Origin of the sequence: Pseudoalteromonas sp. PS1M3, from assembly GCF_016865405.1 — a bacterium.
Taxonomy (GTDB): domain Bacteria; phylum Pseudomonadota; class Gammaproteobacteria; order Enterobacterales; family Alteromonadaceae; genus Pseudoalteromonas; species Pseudoalteromonas marina.
On sequence record NZ_AP022625.1, the window covers coordinates 294,787 to 312,608 of the forward strand.

11 protein-coding genes are annotated in these 17,822 nt (G+C 40.8%); 2 read left to right on the top strand and 9 right to left on the bottom strand.

Annotated elements, in window-relative coordinates; translation table 11 throughout:
- Nucleotides 1-3: 3 nt before the first annotated feature.
- The 5 genes from PS1M3_RS18080 to PS1M3_RS18100 all read right to left on the bottom strand — a co-directional run bounded on the left by PS1M3_RS18080 (nucleotide 4) and on the right by PS1M3_RS18100 (nucleotide 8,526).
- Nucleotides 4-1,758, bottom strand: coding sequence for an ABC transporter permease (locus PS1M3_RS18080; RefSeq protein WP_203987985.1), 1,755 nt, complete (start codon nucleotides 1,756-1,758; stop codon nucleotides 4-6).
- Nucleotides 1,755-3,032, bottom strand: coding sequence for an ABC transporter substrate-binding protein (locus PS1M3_RS18085; RefSeq protein WP_203987987.1), 1,278 nt, complete (start codon nucleotides 3,030-3,032; stop codon nucleotides 1,755-1,757). The genes PS1M3_RS18080 and PS1M3_RS18085 overlap by 4 nt, the downstream gene beginning before the upstream one ends.
- Nucleotides 3,019-3,825: a DUF547 domain-containing protein gene (locus tag PS1M3_RS18090; RefSeq protein WP_203987990.1), complete on the bottom strand. Its 807-nt coding sequence runs from the start codon at nucleotides 3,823-3,825 to the stop codon at nucleotides 3,019-3,021. The genes PS1M3_RS18085 and PS1M3_RS18090 overlap by 14 nt, the downstream gene beginning before the upstream one ends.
- A gap of 1 nt (nucleotide 3,826) precedes the next feature.
- Nucleotides 3,827-5,980: an FAD-dependent oxidoreductase gene (locus PS1M3_RS18095; protein WP_203987992.1), complete on the bottom strand. Its 2,154-nt coding sequence runs from the start codon at nucleotides 5,978-5,980 to the stop codon at nucleotides 3,827-3,829.
- Nucleotides 5,981-6,171: 191 nt separating this feature from the next.
- A complete protein-coding gene (locus PS1M3_RS18100; protein ID WP_203987994.1) occupies nucleotides 6,172-8,526 on the bottom strand; it encodes a TonB-dependent siderophore receptor in 2,355 nt (784 codons plus the stop codon).
- A gap of 246 nt (nucleotides 8,527-8,772) precedes the next feature.
- Between PS1M3_RS18100 and PS1M3_RS18105 the strand changes: the two genes are divergently transcribed.
- Nucleotides 8,773-9,186, top strand: coding sequence for a hypothetical protein (locus PS1M3_RS18105; protein ID WP_006792654.1), 414 nt, complete (start codon nucleotides 8,773-8,775; stop codon nucleotides 9,184-9,186).
- Between the two features lie 85 nt (nucleotides 9,187-9,271).
- Here PS1M3_RS18105 and PS1M3_RS18110 read toward each other — a convergent pair whose 3' ends face one another.
- Nucleotides 9,272-9,703 (bottom strand): hemerythrin domain-containing protein, encoded by a 432-nt coding sequence (locus tag PS1M3_RS18110; RefSeq protein ID WP_203987996.1) that lies wholly within the window; start codon nucleotides 9,701-9,703, stop codon nucleotides 9,272-9,274.
- 131 nt (nucleotides 9,704-9,834) lie between these two features.
- On the opposite strand from PS1M3_RS18110, the gene PS1M3_RS18115 reads away from it, so the two are divergent.
- Entirely contained in the window at nucleotides 9,835-11,343 is a 1,509-nt protein-coding gene (locus PS1M3_RS18115; protein WP_203983756.1) for an ISNCY family transposase, read from the top strand.
- 366 nt (nucleotides 11,344-11,709) lie between these two features.
- Here PS1M3_RS18115 and PS1M3_RS18120 read toward each other — a convergent pair whose 3' ends face one another.
- The 3 genes from PS1M3_RS18120 to PS1M3_RS18130 all read right to left on the bottom strand — a co-directional run bounded on the left by PS1M3_RS18120 (nucleotide 11,710) and on the right by PS1M3_RS18130 (nucleotide 17,754).
- Nucleotides 11,710-13,629, bottom strand: a complete 1,920-nt coding sequence (locus PS1M3_RS18120) for a tetratricopeptide repeat-containing diguanylate cyclase (RefSeq protein ID WP_203987998.1) — start codon at nucleotides 13,627-13,629, stop codon at nucleotides 11,710-11,712.
- A 284-nt stretch (nucleotides 13,630-13,913) separates the two neighbouring features.
- Nucleotides 13,914-15,566 (bottom strand): RluA family pseudouridine synthase, encoded by a 1,653-nt coding sequence (locus PS1M3_RS18125; RefSeq protein ID WP_138739570.1) that lies wholly within the window; start codon nucleotides 15,564-15,566, stop codon nucleotides 13,914-13,916.
- A 139-nt stretch (nucleotides 15,567-15,705) separates the two neighbouring features.
- Nucleotides 15,706-17,754, bottom strand: a complete 2,049-nt coding sequence (locus PS1M3_RS18130) for a S9 family peptidase (protein WP_203988000.1) — start codon at nucleotides 17,752-17,754, stop codon at nucleotides 15,706-15,708.
- Nucleotides 17,755-17,822: the final 68 nt, after the last annotated feature.

Genomic DNA, 17,822 nt, shown 5'->3' on the forward strand with positions numbered 1-17,822 from the left:
GGGTTAGCGATGTGCGCTTTTAAAAAAGTACTTAGGTAACACCCACGCTAGGATAAAGCCAATGAGTGGCAATGCCATTTGCATAATGGCATACACCGCACTGGTCCGCCTACTTGCGCCATTTGCAAGGGTAACCGCTTCGGTTGTAATTGTTGCTATGCGCCCGCCGCCGGCTAAAAGAGTCGGTAAATATTGGCCAAAGCTAATGGCTAAACCCAGTGCCGCTGCAATCAAAATAGGGGCAAACAACTGGGGTAACTTTACGTGTAAAAACACTTTGCAGGGTTTTGCGCCAAGGCTTGCTGCTACATGAGCAAAGCGAGGGTCTAATCGCCTATAACTGCTCGCAAGCGATAAAAACACATACGGCAGTACAAACAATAAATGGGTAAATACCACATTAAAAAACGCGGCTTGGTTATTTACTAGTTGTTGCAGCCACACTAGGCCAAATAAAAACGCAATACTTGGTACAAGCAACGGTAAATAAATAATTAAGCTGGTAAAGCGCGACATGGGTTTTGCACTTAATTGCTCTGACTCTAAGCACAAAAGGGTAATAATAATGGCAAATAACGTAGTAACTAGCCCTATAGCAAGGGTATTATAAAGCGGGCTTTGCATTTGCATTAGCGCACTTTTAAAGTGAAGTAGCGTGAGCTGATCGGGCAGTGCCGCCGGAAAACGCCAAAATCCGGCAACCGACCACATAATTAAGCCAATTAACGAGAGCAAAATAAAGCCAATTACAAATACTGTTAATACGGTTGTTATTTTTTGCCAATAAACACCGCCATATTCTCGCTCGCCATTGGTGAGTAAATCACTAAATAATGCTTTTATGGTTTTTTCGCCTCCAAGCCAAAGAGCTAGTAAACCACCAGTAAGTACAAGCTGCAATAATGCCCCTGCAGAGGCTTTAATACGCAGGTTTAAATCTACATCGTTAAACCAGTGCATAATAGCGACTGCCAAGGTGGGTGGTGTATTTGGCCCCAGAATAAGTGGCATTTCTACACTTGCGCTGGCATAAGCCAATACGGCTAAAATGGGTAGGCGCAGTAATGGGTAAAGGCTTGGCAGTATCACTTTAAAAAAAGCAGTCATAGGGCAGTAGCCTAAATTAAGCGCTACTTTATGTTGTTGGCGAAGTTTTTTGCCAAGCTCAGGTTGGGCAAGCACACCTAGCGCCATTAACAGTAAAAAAGGCAGCTCTTTAAGGGTTAAGCCTAAAATTATACTAATACCAAACGAGTCATGCGGAAACATGCCGTTAGGCGCAAGTTCCCATGCACTAAACCAAGGCGATACTAAACGCGAGATCATGCCCGAAGGAGCAATTAAAAAACCAACCGCAATAGCCGCTGCTGCGTGGGGTATTACGAGTATTGGGCTCAGTAAACGCTGAATACGGTTAAGCCACGGGCTATTAAAAAATGCCGCTAAAATCATTAACGTAATGATAAAGGCAAGTAAGGTACTTATTAATCCGGTGCCAACACTTAGCATAACCATGTGTGTTAGGCCGGGTGTTTGCATAAGCATAGTAAAGCCATGTAGGCCAAGTGTTGTTTGCTCAAGTACTGGCGCATAGCCAAAAGCGGGCAGTAGCACGCTAATTAGGCCGCCTATTACCGGCAAAATTAGTAATGCCAGTAAAAAGCGTGGACTTAATTTAACTAATTTACTAAACATATCGGCGCTTTTATGTGGTTTAAGCGTTGGGCTTGCTGCTAACTTATTTGAAACAACACTCATTGGCTTACTCCAAAACGCGCTTGCCAACCTTCCATAATAGCGTTTACCCAGCTTGGGTGAGGCTCACTTAGCGTGCGTTTAATACTATTCAAAGGCAGCGCGCTTGGATGTGGTTGCGTTGTTTTAAATAAGGCTTGCTGCTGTGGTGTTAGCGTTGACTGAATAAGTACACTTTTATCGCCCCATATAGGCGCTTTTTGTTTTTGAGCTTGCGCCTCTGGGCTTAATAAAAAATTAGCCACTAACTGCGCACTTTGCTGGTGGCTTGCATTATAAGGTATGGCTACAAAGTGAGTGTTACTTAAACTGCCATCTTGCATTGCATAGCTGCGAATACTTTTAGGTAAATCATAACGTTTAACGGCTGCGGGGACTTCGGGTGCTGAAAACGTAAACGCTATGCTTAGCTCTGTGTCGCCTACTAAGCGGCGCATTTGTGCACCACTTTGCATAAAGTGTTTACCGCCGCGCCAAAGTGTTGGGTGCAGTTTATTTAAAAAGTCCCATAATGGGTTTAATACTTGGGCTGTGTTTTGTGCAGTAGCTGGCTGGTTTAACTGTGCTTTAAGTGTATCATCACTTTGCTGATGTAGCATAACAAGGGCGTATTTTAAAAAGCTCATGCCTAAAAAATCAGGGGGCTTTGGGTAGCTAAATCGTCCTGGGTTTTGTGCGCTCCAGCTAAGTAACTGGTCTAGGGTTGTTGGAAGTGTGTTATTTGCAGTGCCGTCAATTGCTAAACTGTCGTAATAAAAGGTGAGCGATGCTTGGCCCCAAGGTGCTTCCATTCCATTAGTGGGTATTCCAAAATCAAAATTAACAGCAGGGTTATTGCTAGGGTCGGTGTAGCTAAAATTAGGCAACTTATTAGCCCATTGTTTAAGTAATAATGAGTGCTCACTCATGGTGGCAAAGTTAGCACCGTTTATCCAAATTAAATCTACGCTGCCTTTATCGTTATTGTTTGCTGATTTTTCGGCAAGTACGCGGCTTACGGCTTCGCTGGTATCACTGAGTTTTACATGTACTAAGTTAATATTGTATTTGGTTTTTACTTGCTGAGCAGCCCATTGAATATACGCATTTATTTGCGCATCGCCGCCCCACGCATAAAAATATACGCTTTGGTCTTTGCCTAAGCTTTCAACTTGCTGCCACCGGCTTTGTAATTGTGTACTTGCTAGGCTTTTAAAGCTAATAACAAGGCAAATGCAAAATGCGACACAGCAAAAGCTGTATCGCGATAATGTTTGCCAACATTTATTGGCGAGCATTTAAATCCCAGTTGTAGTCTAAAAATTTAACTTTCATGTCGTTATTTTTAAGCGCTTTTTGCTGAGCGGGTATCAGTTTTAGTGCTTTAGGGTATTGCATAAAAAACTGCTGCAGCGAGTTTGCGCCTTTAAAGCCTTGTTCAAAATCATCGCCGTACCACTTAAATATTGAAGACACGCTTAGCGTGTTATCTTGCGCTATATTGCGGGTCATGTCTGATAAAAAACGCACCGTTTGCTCTTGCAATTGGCTTTCTAAATCAGTGGCTGTGTAGGCTTCTGCACGAAGTGCTGGACAGCCAATACTTGCGCAATTTACAGCAAAGTGAATACGTGGGTCGTTGTATTTACCACTGCCACGTATTAAACCATGTTCTATATCATCAAGGCTGCGAGTTTTACCAAGTAATGGCACAAACTCTTTGCTCCATGGTGAGCTAAAAAAGCTGCCTAAATCTTTAATTGATTTAAGGTTTGGGTATTTTGTTAATATCAGCTCAACAGTAAAGGCGTTATATGCGTTAATTAAAAACGCCAGCTGCTTAGGTTTTTCCCATGTATCAAACTCATTTTGCGTAACAGCCGATAGCGAATCTAAATAGGTTTTAAGCTCGCTGTGCTTAGCTTTTATTGCTGCGTAATCAACCTCAGTGCTGTGGCCATGGTTTATAGCCACAACATGGTTGTTTAATAATGTATTCCAGCCCTCGTGCATATTTTGAGCTTTGCTTGCAAACGATGTTGCAAGCAAAGCAGACCCTAACAATAGCGCTTTAAAAGGTGTTTTAAACATATTAGCCTCTGCGCCATGTGTGGTATTTTTCAAGCATGTTAAGTACTTTTTCAGGTGCGTGAGCGCGTTTCCACTCGCCTGCTGCGTACTTGTTACCTTCAGCCCAAGTAGGGTAGCTGTGAATAGTACCCAGTATTTTGTTAAGGCCTAAACCGTGTTTCATTGCTAGTACAAACTCAGCTATTAAATCGCCAGCGTGCTCAGATACCACTGTAACACCGAGTATTTTGTCTTTGCCCTTTGGTGTAATTACTTTAATAAAGCCTTTGGTGGCGCTGTCGGTAATGGCGCGGTCTAGCTCTTCAAATTCAAAGCGAGTGATTTCATAGTCAATGCCTTTATCAATAGCGTCTTGCTCGTTTAAGCCAACACGTGCTACTTCTGGGTCAATAAACGTAGTCCACGGAATAACACGGTAATCTACTTTAAACTTTTTAAGATTACCAAATAAGCCATTTACTGCTGCGTACCAACCTTGATGAGCGGCTACGTGCGTAAACTGATACGGACCTACAATATCGCCAGCGGCAAAAATGTTAGGGTAAAGCGTTTCAAGGTATTCGTTAGTGACTACAGTACGGTTAGTTTCAATACCGAGTTCTTCAAGGCCGTAACCTTTAAGACGAGCGCTTCGGCCCACAGCACATAGTAGCTCATCGTATTCAATATCGATTTCGGTATCGTTATGTTTTACCACAATGAACTTTTTGCCATCGCGCTCTTCACAGCGTAGTGCTTGATGCGAGGTTAAAATGTTTACGCCGCTTTCTGTTAGCGCTTCGTGAGCAAAGGTAGACACTTCTAGGTCTTCTTTGATCATGATGCGTTCGCTCATCTCAATTTGCGTAACGCTTGATCCTAAGCGTGCAAAACTTTGTGCAAGTTCGCACCCAATTGGGCCGCCGCCAAGTACAACAAGCTTTTTAGGGGCTTCTTCAAGCTCTGCAAATTTAGTCCATAACGTATCGCTTGTTACATAGCCAGTTTCTTCAATACCAGGTAATGGCGGTACAAATGGGCGTGCGCCAGTGGCAATAACAATAGTACGGGCGGTTAATGTTTGTGTGCCGCCATCGTTAAGTTTAATTTCTACAGTCCACGGGTCTAATAATTTACCGTAGCCTTTTACAACATCTACGCCTAGGTTTGTGTAGCGCTCAACGCTGTCGTGTGGTGCTACGTCGGCAATTACTTTATGTACACGTGCCATTACTTTTTTAAACGAAAACTGCGGTGTGGCGTTTTCTAAGCCGTAGTGTTCACCGTGGCGAATTTGCTCAGCAATTTTAGCGCTTTTAATAACGGCTTTACTTGGCACACACCCGTAGTTTAAACAGTCGCCGCCCATTTCGCCGGCTTCAATTAGGGTTACTTTGGCTTTAACCGCTGCTGCAATATAGCTTGTCACTAAGCCGCCAGCACCTGCGCCAATAACAATCATGTTACGGTCGAACTTTTTAGGCTTGGTGTAATTTTTGTATACGCGACGTTTTTTAAACACGTTTAGGATTCCTTTAGCAATGAATGGGAACACACCCAATAAAGCGAACGATAAAATAAGATCGAGCGATAAAATGCCTGATAAGCTTTCAATTTGCGCAAGTTGCGTACCCGCGTTTACAAATACAAAAGTACCTGCGAGCATACCTACCTGACTTACCCAGTAGAAGGTCCACGATTTAATTGCAGTAACACCCATTAGTAAGTTAATTAAAAAGAACGGGAATACGGGTACTAAACGAAGGGTAAATAAGTAAAACCCACCTTCTTTTTCAACGCCTGCGTCAATAGCGTCTAAGCGCTCAGGAAAACGTTGTTTAATTGTATCGCGCAGTAAATAACGCGATACTAAAAAGGCAAGCGTAGCACCTACCGTAGAGGCAAACGAGGCAACCAATAAGCCTTCAACTAAGCCAAATAATGCACCTGCGGCCAGTGTTAATATAGCCGCACCCGGTAAAGAGAGAGCCGTTACTACCACATAAAGCAAAAAGAAGCCGCCAATAACAAGCAACGGTGACTCTGCTTTGTACTGATCAAATTGATCCATTGACCCTTTTAAGCCATCAAGTGTTAGTAACTGGTGTAAATTAAAATGAAAGAACGCGCCAATAGCAGCGGCGGCAATCACTATTAATAATAATTTTTTTATCATGTTCTCTCTCTTAATTAGGGCCTATTAACCTTTTTGGATTGCACTAGGTAAATCCTTTGGGCTGCGCCTGCTTAGCAGTAATTTTACTTTAAAACGCCTATGAGGGATGACCACACCACATAGGCTTTACCTCGTTTTATAAGAAGCAAATTTATGTACATTTAACCTTTAAAGCTAAATATTCATAAATTTTAAAACTTATGGGTCAGAGTCAGCTTGGCATTTATTGGCAATTCAGGGAATGCTAAGGTTGCGCCAAAGTAGCCGCCTTCAAAAACAGGACGCCAATTTTTTTGGTTTGTGATGTTATTTACATCTAAACGTAACTTAGTACTAGGCGTAAATGCATAGCTAGTATTTACGTTTAGCGTGTACTGATCACGAATTTTAACTGTTTGTAAAAAGTCTAATGGGTAACTCTTTGTATATAGACCTGAAAAACCAGTTTGCCATTTCGAGGTAATTGAATAATTACCATTAAAACTAAACGATTGCTCTGGAATACCTTGTACTTGACTGTTTGACGGTGCAAATGGTGTAAAGCTTGGCGCGCCAACGCCCGTACCAGCAATAATGTCTGGGCGTGAGTTATCAAACGCATCAGCGACTTGAGCGGAATCTTGGCTGCTTGCAGAGTTATCGTAGCGGGCATCTATGTAGCTGTAGCCCGCACTTAGCCAATAAGGGTAAGCATCGTAAAATACTTGGCTTTCAAAGCCCGTGGTACGAATACCCGTATTGCTGCCATCGCGATTACGTAAACTACGGCGCTGGCTAAATACCGCGCCATCAGCGTACCAGTCGCTGTTGGTTGGGGCGTATTTTAAACCAAATTCTACGAGTGTGTTTTCTGTTGCAAAGTTTTGTGCACTAATCACGTTGCCGCCACCCAGCACATTACCGCCAGCCATACTATTTGATGTGGCCTCGTTATAACTTGCAGCACCGTAGCCTGTGAAATCAGCGTTTAGTTTGTAATTAAAGCTTACCTGACCTGACTGAAGTGTGTCGTTAATGCTATCACTTGCTGCAGTTTGGCCTTGTGGTGCAATAGGATCACGTGCTTCTACATCATAATAATCTAACCGGTAACCTACGCTTGTATGAAGTTTATCTGTCCAATCCGAGTCTTGCTGAATAGCAAAACCTGTTTGCCATGAACGAGAGTCAGTGGTGTCTGATAGGTTAAAGTCGCCGCTACCGTCGTTATCTATATCGTACTGTGCACCAGGTGATACGAACACACCCGGGCGAAGCTCAACCAAACGTGCCTTTTGTGCGTCTGTTAAAGGAATGCGCCGATTTGATAATGGGCCTGTTAAATCAATAGGTAAGTCGGCCTCTGTGGTGAACTGGCTGTAGCCAAGCACTTTGTTATAGCGTACGTCAAAAGCAAAAATAGTTTGTTGTTCGTCGTTCCAACTATACGTTAGTTCTGTTCGATTTTGCGCCGTGTCGGCGCCGTCAATAATTTCAACAAAGCTATTTTGGGCAATCTCTTCACGCTGTAAATGTTGAAAGTAGGTGATGTTTTTAAGTGAGGCATTTGCACTTAGCTCACGTTTATAAATACTGTGAATTAAATAGGTTGTAGCTTCGTTTTGGTTATCAGGGTCAGTAAGTACAGTGCTGCGATCAATGTTTACTTGCCCAGTAGGCGACACAATCGAACCCGCCGCCGGTACTGTACTGCCATTTGCTTGCACGCCTTGGCCAGTAATATAAAGGCCATCATCAATTAAAGCTTGGGTAGGGCGGTTAATACCGGCGTTGTCGGTAAATTCGACTTGGTATAGCTCAAAGTTAATATCCCAAGTGCTTTTATCGTCTGGCAAAATGCGTAGTGCTGCAAATAAACTGTCGCTTTTAGTACCTGAATAATCGTAATAGCTGCCATGGTCAAGATGTTCATAGCTTACTCTAAACCCGACTTTGTCTTTAATAATTGGCGCAGTGTAATCTATTTGCGCACTGTATTGGTCCCAACGACCGGCCGATAAACTCGCTTTGCCTTTACTTTCGTCCGTTGACGCTACTTTTGACTGTAAGTTAACAAACCCACCGTTGCGTTGGCTTGAACCAAACAAAACCGGCGGTGCGCCTTTTACTACATCTATTTGTTCGACAGAATTGAACGATAACGGCACGCCAAACCCATTGTTACCTGCTTGACGACGTGTACCATCTTGAAAAAGCTCACCCAATTGACCGCGAATAGTAGGTAAACTTGGCGCGCCAAAGCCACTTGCAGAGTATGTGTTTGGGCTTACTGCTAATACATCTTGTAAAGTAGTAATGTTAAGCTGTTCTATAAGTTCGCTTGAAATAGGCGTTACTGAGCGTGCTATGTCTTGAAGTGCTAAGTTATCACCAAAAGGACCGTCAATTGTTTCATTTTTAACAGAAAGACCTTGAGACTTTATAACTTGACCAGCCACCTCTATGTGTTCAATCGAATCTTTTACTTGCGATTTTTCAGCTGCAAAAGCAACAAGGGGAGTGTTTAATATGGTGGCTAACGATAGTGCTAAGTATGCGTGTTTCAAGGGTTGTCTCTCTAGTGTAATTAGTTATTGGCGATAAAGACCGAAAGGAATAAAAATATCTTTCAATTAAAGTATAACTTTTTTAATTTTTAGAATGGATGCGTGCAAATTATTCTTATTATAGTCTTAAGCTTTAAATGTTGTTGAATACCTACTTGGATTAAATCTAAATAGTTTGAAATTAATCATACCTTATACGGTCTTGTTCTGTTCTTGGTTTATTTATATATTTTTAAAGGAAATTTTATGACGGATTCTTTAAGTAGTGATGTTCAAAATCGTTTGCAGTGGTCACTTTTATCTTTGCGTGTAGGTGTGTTTATTGTAATGGTTATGTGGACGTTCGATAAGTTTGTTAACCCTGGACATAGCGCACGTATTTTTGAGCATTTTTATGGGATTAGTGGCTCTACAGATATGGTGGCTTACATTATTGGTGCGGTGCAGCTAGTACTTGTTTTAGCGTTTTTAGCAGGTATTAAAAAACGTATAACTTACGGTATTATTTTCATAATGCACGGCTTATCAACGCTTTCATCTTACAATCAGTACATTGATGGCTTTAATAACTTATTATTTTTTACTGCGTGGCCAATGTGGGCAGCGTGTTTTGCACTTTATTTATTACGGGATCAAGACGTAAAATATACTGTTAAATAAAACAGCCAGACAAAAAAATGGTTATAAGCCAATTAGCTTATAACCAAAAGTACACAGGGAGGTGTATGAATTCTCACTTTTACGATTAATGCATTGCGTCGTTGTATTTGTCGCCTAAGCGCTCTTTTTGCCCTTCAGACAGCGCTTTACCTGCTAGTTGAAATACTTCATGTTCTTCTTCATCTAAGTGATGATGCACTAAATGGTGTAGTTTTTTAGCTTCTACTAACCATGCTGATGAGCTCATTTCGGTGTCTTCAAGTTGTTCAATTAGTTCATCAATTTCATGATGCTCTGCAACACTGTGGCGTGCTTTTTCTTGCGTTAGATCTTCGCAAATTAATGGATTATAAAAGTAGCGCTCTTCAAATTTTGCATGTTCTTCTAGCTCTGTTTTTAGCTCATCCATTAAGCTATGACGTTTTTTTGTGTCGCCCTTGGTTTGAATAAGCGCGTCAACTAGTTTGCGTTGTTTGTCATGATCATTACGTAGTGCTTCAAAAATATTTGTTAACACCAAGCGACTTTGTCGTATCTTAATTACCAAGCAATTCTGTCGTAATTGCTAATTACCAAGGGAAACTGTCGGTCTCTTTTTTACATGTTTGTTAGTGTTCTTGTTTTTGAATACTAGAAGGCATGTTGAGGATGATTGTGATGGATTCTAAAGCTCAACTAACCGTTGATATAATTGCCAAAGTGGTTGAAGGCAGAATAACAATTACCAATGCTGCTAAGTTACTCAGTAAGTCTAGACGTTCAATAGAACGCTATGTGAAGAGATATCAGAAAGTCGGTATTCAGTTTGTTGTGCATGGTAACAGTGGCAAAGCCCCATCCAACAAAACGCCGGTATCAATAAAAAAAGCGGTTCAAAAATTGATTCAGGAAAAATATTACGATTTGAATCTGTTGCACTTGGCTGAACAATTAGCTACGAATGAGAACATTGTTATTAAGCGTGAAACCCTTCGCGGTTGGGCACATGATATTCATCACGTTAAACGAGCCAAACGAAGACGTAGCAATGTTCGAAAACGCAGAGAGCGTATGGCAGCGCCGGGCTTAATGATGCAGATGGATGGTAGTCCCCATCGTTGGTTTGGCGATAAGAAGCATTGTTTGATTGCGATGATTGATGATGCCACCAGTGAAGTACATGCAGAGTTCTTCCCATCTGAAACCACCGCTGGTTGTATGAAAGTCATGCGAGATTGCATCGAAACTAAGGGCGTGTTTAAAACGCTGTACGTGGATAGAGCGGGTATCTTCGGCGGCCCTAAGCGTTGCAACTTCTCACAAATGCAGCGTGCATGTGAAGAATTGGGTATTGAGATTATCTTCGCCAATTCGCCTCAAGGTAAAGGCCGTGTTGAACGTGCCTTTGATACATTTCAAGACCGTCTTGTACCTGAGCTAAGGCTTAACAATATTAAAGATATAGCCAGTGCTAATGCATACCTGAAACATGTATTCATCCCACAATTCTGGCAGTCTAGAATTCAAGTGAAATCAAAGCAAGCGCCTGAATTTACACCATTATCGAAACACACCAACCTTGATGATATCTGCGTCATTAAAGACCATCGTAAGATCCGCAATGACCACACCTTCAGCTACGGTAACAAGTTCTATTTGATTGATTCACCGCTAAAACATTCCATAGCTAATCAGAAAATTGAGATCCGAAACACCAGCAAGAAAGGCTTCACCGCACACTTCGCAGGGCGGCAACTCAAGGTATCTGAAGTAAATGAGCCAAGTAAGCTTGAATCAGAAGACTTAGCAGTACAAAAGAAACTAGAGGTGTTGGCATTAATCGAAAAGCTTGGAAGTATCAGTGCAGCTTCACGACAAAGTGGCGTCTCACGAGACACTATTCACCGACACTTAAGACTGGTTAAGCAAGGCGGTCCTGATGCCTTAAAACGCCAAGAAACTCCCGATATAAGACATAAAAACTGTGTAGATAAAGCCATCGAAGATGCAGTCGTAAAATTCTCCGTTGAGCATCCCCACCTTGGTCAACAGAAAGTGGCCATCAAGCTGACTGAAGCCCTCGGTATTGATATTAGCGCAGGCGGTGTGCGTAGCATGTGGTTAAGAAACAATTTGAATACCACTGCACTGAGAGTTGCAAGGTCGCAAGCGTTGTAAGAATAGGCATAAATCATAGCCAGTTTAACAACTGGCTGATATGCTATTTACGACAAAGTCGCTCGGTAATTAGACCGACACAATCCCTTGGTAATCACAGTGCTTCAAAAATATTCATAAATCATCCTAATCAATTACGTTGCTTAACAACTAATAAGCAAACGCAGTGCCAGATTTTAAGTTGTTGAAATTAATGGCTTTATAGGGTTTGGGCTATGTTTTTGGATTGTTTGTGTATTTTTTACAGACGAGAGGGTGAAATAATTTCTTACTTTTAATACGAGCTAATACTTCACGTGCAGCTATTTACAATTAGCTTGTTAAAAACATATTTGGGGGGTATGTGTTTGTTAAGCTTTAATACGCCTAGGGCTGCTCAACATTAACCTGATTGCGGCCACTTTGTTTGGCTTTATAAAGAAGCTCATCAGCATGAATGATCAGTTTTTCAAGTGAGCGGTTAGAGGAGGAGCTAATTGCTGCACCTGCGCTAAACGTAATGGTTTCAGTATTATTTAAGCCTTCTATTTTGCTACAAATATCTATCAGTGTATTGGCAATAGAATCGAACGTTGTTTTAACGCTTTGTTTATCAACGGTGTTTAAAATAAATAACCATTCCTCACCACCATAGCGGCCAAATTGGTCGTCACCAGCAAGTGTATTTTGTGCTGCACGAGCAAAAGCTTTAAGAACGGAGTCACCCACATCGTGGCCGTAAGTGTCGTTAATGTGCTTAAACAAATCTAGATCGACAATGGCAATTGTAGCATTGCTTTGCTTAAGTTTTTGAGCCGCTTTTTGCATAATACCGCGTCGATTTAAACTGCTAGTTAAGTAGTCAGTCAGCGCAATGTTATAATATTTTTTACGTTGTAGTACTTGTTTATAAATAAGTAATAACGACATAATAACTAAAATAAACGCAATTGTTGCGCTTAACCGCCAAATTATTTTTTGTTGATACTCTTCTTTGGCGAGTAATTCGTTAATGTTTTTGTCGTATTCTAGTTGGAGTATTTTTTCTTCTTTTTCTTTTACTTCAAATTTTATTTGCAGCGTTTTAATGTTTGTTTCGCTGGTGGCTTCGTAATGCTTTTTCATAAATGTAAGCATTTGCTCCATTGCGTCAAATGCATCGTCTGTTTTGTTGAGGCTTCGTTTTAACTGGTATCGCTTTTGAAGGTAATCGGCTTTATAAATGCTGCGGCTAAAATCATCGATCATCGAAAATACTTCATCGTTCATTTTATCGGCTTTTTCAAGTAAACCTTGTTTTTTATAAATATCTAGCATCAATATCATCGATGCGAGTTTCATATCACCTATTCCGGCTAGGTGGGCAACCTCAATATTTTTTGTGGCTAAGGCGAGCGCATCTTCGTAGTTTTCTTGTTTGTATAAAATATTAGCAATTGAATACTGAGCAAAAGACAGTCCTTTTTGCATGTTAACAGATTCAAAGTAAGAGAGTGCTTTGTCTAGATAAATGAGGGATTCGTTTGGTTTATTTATTTCAAGTAATACATTGCCCAAGCTCCAGTAAGCTTTAGCTGTATATAAGCCATCTTGAGTTTGCTGATATGCGATCAGCGCTTTTTTAGCGTATGTTATTGCTTTTTCTTTGTTTTCTAAATAATTATACGCATCGGCTATCTTCCTGTAAAAATAGCCTTGCGATGCAATATCGTTGTTTTGCATCGCCAGTTCTAATCCGTCGAGTGCCACGCTCAAGGTTTTTTTCAGTTCATCTGTTTCGGTATAAAAATATGCAAAGGCTCTTAAAATAATGATTTTTTCAGCCGGTGTAGATTGAGAAAATCGCGTTTTTAGTTGATTAACAACATCGTTTGCCTTTTGGAGTTCTTTTTGTAGGCTAAGCAGTTTTAATTGTGACTCCAAAAATAGCAGTAATACGTCAGGTTGTTTAGATAATTGCTGATTTGATAAGTAAACAGTGAGGTGTTTATCTAATTTTTCGTACTTTTCTTCCCTAAAAAGCAGTTCGGCATAAATGGCTGCAGCTTCTAAATGCAAAGCGCCATTCTGTTTTAATTTACTTTGCTCGTAAGCTTGAGTGATTTGTTTTTTGTTTTGCAGGTAATCAAGTTTATCTGTTCTTACACTTTTAATCAGCGCGCGTACGTCTTGCTGACTAAGCTCAGGGGTAGCGGAGTTGTTTGAATAAGCAATACTTTGAAAGGCGGCGAGTAAAAAACACACAACAACAAGCTGTTTAACCAACACCGATAGGTAACTTGCTTTAAATTGCATGTTATTAGTCATATTAAGCCCTTACTAACTTGATACGTGTAGCTTTTTTGAAAAACGTAGGGTTAGTTAAATTTTGGCTATACCTTAACCATATACTTTTAGTAATCAAAAACTTAAGCAGGTTGTAGCCTTGAGAGACGTTTATATCTAGCATTTTCAATCTCTATTAAGTATTGGTTAACCATTAATTATCCAATTACATTACCATAAAAGTTATTTTATAAAAATATCTACGCCTATAATCCTAGTATAAGCGTGATAGCAGCCTTATTTATGGTGGTTTTAGTATTTATCTTTTAAAAATCAGCATCAATTTTAAACTCTAAGCGCTCGTGATTAATCGGGTGCGTGAATGCTAGATACTCAGCATGCAGGTGTAACCGGTCTGCTTTTTTACCATAATGTGTATCACCAATAATAGGGGTGTTTAAACCTAATACATGTGCGCAGTGCACACGCAGTTGATGTGTGCGCCCTGTTTTAGGGTAGAGCTGCAAGCGAGTTGTGTTGTTTTTTCGCTCAAGTACTTGCCATGTTGTAAGTGCAGGCTTTCCTTTTTGGTAACACACTTTTTGACGCGGCTTATCATCAAAATCTGGTGTTAGTGGTAACTCTATAGTACCGCTTTCTTGTTCTATATTCCCGTCAACTAAAGCAACGTAGCGCTTTTCTATTGTGCGCTCAATAAATTGTTTTTGAATGGCTTTATGTGCCCGTTTATTTAGGGCAATAATTAATAGTCCTGAGGTTGACATATCCAATCGGTGCACAATAAGTGGGCCTGTAGCTTCTGGAAATTGTGTTTTCATACGCAAGAATACAGAGTCGTCTATGGTAATGCCCGGGACCGATAAAAACTCTGCCGGTTTATTCACTATGACCAAATCGTCATCTTGGTAAACAACAGTAAGCTCTTTACCTTGTGCAGGGTTATTCAACAGTGGGCTAGGTTCTACATTTAAGCCTTTTAGCATGTGGCCTAAAATAGGCTGACACTTACTAAAGCAAGATGGGTAGTAGTTTTTATGCTGCCTAACCGCAGATTTAGGCGGGGCTCCCCACCAAAATTCACCCATGGCTATAGGTGTTAAGTTATGTTTAAACGCATATTGAAGTAATTTAGGGGCTGCACAGTCACCTGCCCCCGATGCCGGCGTATGCTCAGGTAATTTGGCAAAAATAGCATTGAGGTCTTCTATTTCGCCATCAATATTAAGAAATTGATATTGAGCAAATAGTATTTTTTGTAAGCTTTTGGAGAGCGTTTTACGGCGTTTTTTTAAATGTTCAAGTTCATCGTTTATTTTGCTATGCGCTTGTTCAAGTGTGACTAGCTGTGTTTGCCATTTTTGCTTTAATGCCTGAAGCTGCTTTTTTTCTTCAATGCTTTGTGTTGCTAGCTTTTTTTTGAGTTGTTGAATTTTGGTTTTACTCGATTTTTTTTCAGCGTCGCTGCGTTGTTTTTTACGCTTTTTTCTGCTTTTTTGCATTAAAGCATGCTGCGCTTGCAGCTCTTTTTCAAATCCTTCGTTGGCGGTAGCTAATAATTGGCTAATGCTCTTTAGCTGCTCACTGTTTTCAAGTTCGTTTATTTGCGCGTTTATGTCATTTATTATTTTGCTTTTAGCTAAGTAATTTTCATCGTTTAATTGCATACTTGAAATAGGGGGCACAAAGTTAATATTTTCCTTGTTTGCGTCAACTTGCCCTGAGTAGGCTGCTAAAAAGCCCAGTTCGTTTTGCTCATTTTTAACCACTAACACGCCAAACATTTTACCCGCGTTTTCAGCTTTTAAATGTGGCAGTGTTTCGAGCTGCTGTTGCAATTGTTCGCTTGCTGCAATAGTTAACGGGTGTGGCTCGTAAAAAAAGGGGTAAGTAAACTGTTCCGGTAAAGGAATAGTGGAAACAGGTTGAGCATATGGGGTAAAACAAGGGCTGTTAGACATAGCGGTCGAATCATGAAATTGAGGCGAAGAATTAATTTAGATTTTATCACAGCATGAGCTTGCTAGGGGATATTGGTTCTACAAATAATAAAAAAAGGCCAGCAACAATGCCGGCCTTGATATTTTAACTTACCACAAATTATTTATTGGCATCTTTTACTGCTTTAAGTTTTGCTGCGTGGTCTATTTCGTAATCAGGCATGTCTTTTTTACCCTCTATTAAATAGTTATCCATCCAACGCATTAAACGTAAGCTGTAGTCGTATTGTGCTGCCACTTTACGGTTGCCGTGGCCTTCACCCGGGTAATAAACAAGGCGTACATCTTTACCTTGTACTTTCATGTAGCGGTAAAGCTCCATAGATTGCGCAGGGTGAACGCGTGGATCGTCTTTACCGTGCATAATAAGCAACGGTGTTTCTGACTGACCAGCCCAGTAAATTGGGCTGCGCTCTAAATACCATTGCCATTTATCCCACGGGTATGAACGGGCATGCACTAAGTGCATTTCGTTTGAAATATCAGTGGTACCAAACTTAGAAAGTTGGTTAGTGACACCCACAAACATAACACTTGCTGCAAAATGTTCAGTTAGTTTTGTTGCACCCCAAGCAGAGGCGTAACCGCCGTAAGAACCACCTGTGATACCAACACGTTTGCTGTCAACTAGACCCATGTCGACTAAATGGTTTTTAAAGTCCACTAGGTCGTCAAACTCTTTACCAGCGTAATCGTTTTGCCCTAGCTTTGAATAATCAACGCCTTTACCTGTAGAACCACGATAGTTTGGATAAAATACCGCGTACCCACGTGCAGCACCCATTTGGCCAGGGCGAGAGTAATTGGTGATCCACCCATCTTTGTCGTGACTTTCTGGGCCGCCATGTACTGACATTATAAGTGGGTAGCGTGTGCCTTTTTTGTAATCGAGCGGGTATACAAGTACGCCGTCTAGTTCAACGCCATCACGCGCTTTAAGTTTAATCGTTTCTTGTTTAGCAAAACGTTTATCGTTCAGCCAGCTGTTTGAGTCTGTTAAACGCTTTGCTTTTTTACTACGCACAATAAACACTTCGTTAGGATGCTTAGCACTGTTACCACGAAGTGCCAATGTTTTATCTGAGTCAGAAACACTTAACTGCGTTGCAATAAATTGGCCTTCATCAACTAGCTTTTTGTATTTGTTAGAGCCTGCTTTGATACTGGCAACAAAGCTTTGCGTACCTACATTGGCAATAAAGTTAAGCGTGTTACGCTTATGCGACCATTCAAAATCAACGACGTGGCCCATAAAGTTAGGTAGCCACTCAGTGATTTTTGCGGTTTCAGTGTCAGCAATAAATAAGCGGCCAGTTGCTGGGTCGTGCTGATCTTCTGCGCCTAAAATAGCGACGTATTTACCATCATGCGACAGCTCTGCATCGCCCAATTTACCCTGTGTTTTAAACGATAAGGTTACTTTTTCGTTAGCAATATCGTAAAGGTGCCACATTGATTTAGTATAGCGATCGTCAATAAGTGCTGTAGGTTGAGTTTTAACGAGTAGCTTGTCACTGTCGGCTGACCAGTTAACATCGCTTACATAGCTATCAATGTTTATGGCTGTTGGCGATAATGGTTTATCTTCTTTGGCCAAATCAACAACAAAGAGTTGTTTGTTTTTTAAACCTAGTTCGTATACTTCTGCTTTAAAACCAAGTTTTTTTAATTCTTTATCTGATTTGTCGGCAGCGGGCATCGCTAATAACGCAAGCTGTTTATTGTCTGGGCTTAGTTGATAACTTGAAATAGAAGTCCCTTTTAACGACATAACTGCTTGTGCTTGTCCGCCATCAACAGGAATTTGGTAAAGCGCGGTAAATTTATCGTCTTTAAGCTTTGCTAAAAAGTAAATTGTTTTGCTGTCGTTTGACCATTGTAGGCTTTTAATATTAACCGAGCCGGTAATAAATGGGCGTTCAACACCTTCATCGTCTACAACGTAAAGTTCGCTGTAATTGCTGCCATTTTCGTCAACGTAAAGTTTGCGTGGTAACGAGCGTGTAAATGCAACGCTTTCACCATCTGGGCTAATACTTGTTTGTATTACCGATTTTACTTTTGGAATGTCTTCAACTGTGATTGCTGATTGCGCAAATGCAAGGCTGCTTGAAAGCCCGATTGCTAGCGCTAAGCTTGTCTTAAGCATTGTTATATCCTTTATTTTTAAAATCCAGATTAGTATAACAAGCTAAGGTTAATAAACTAAAAAATGCG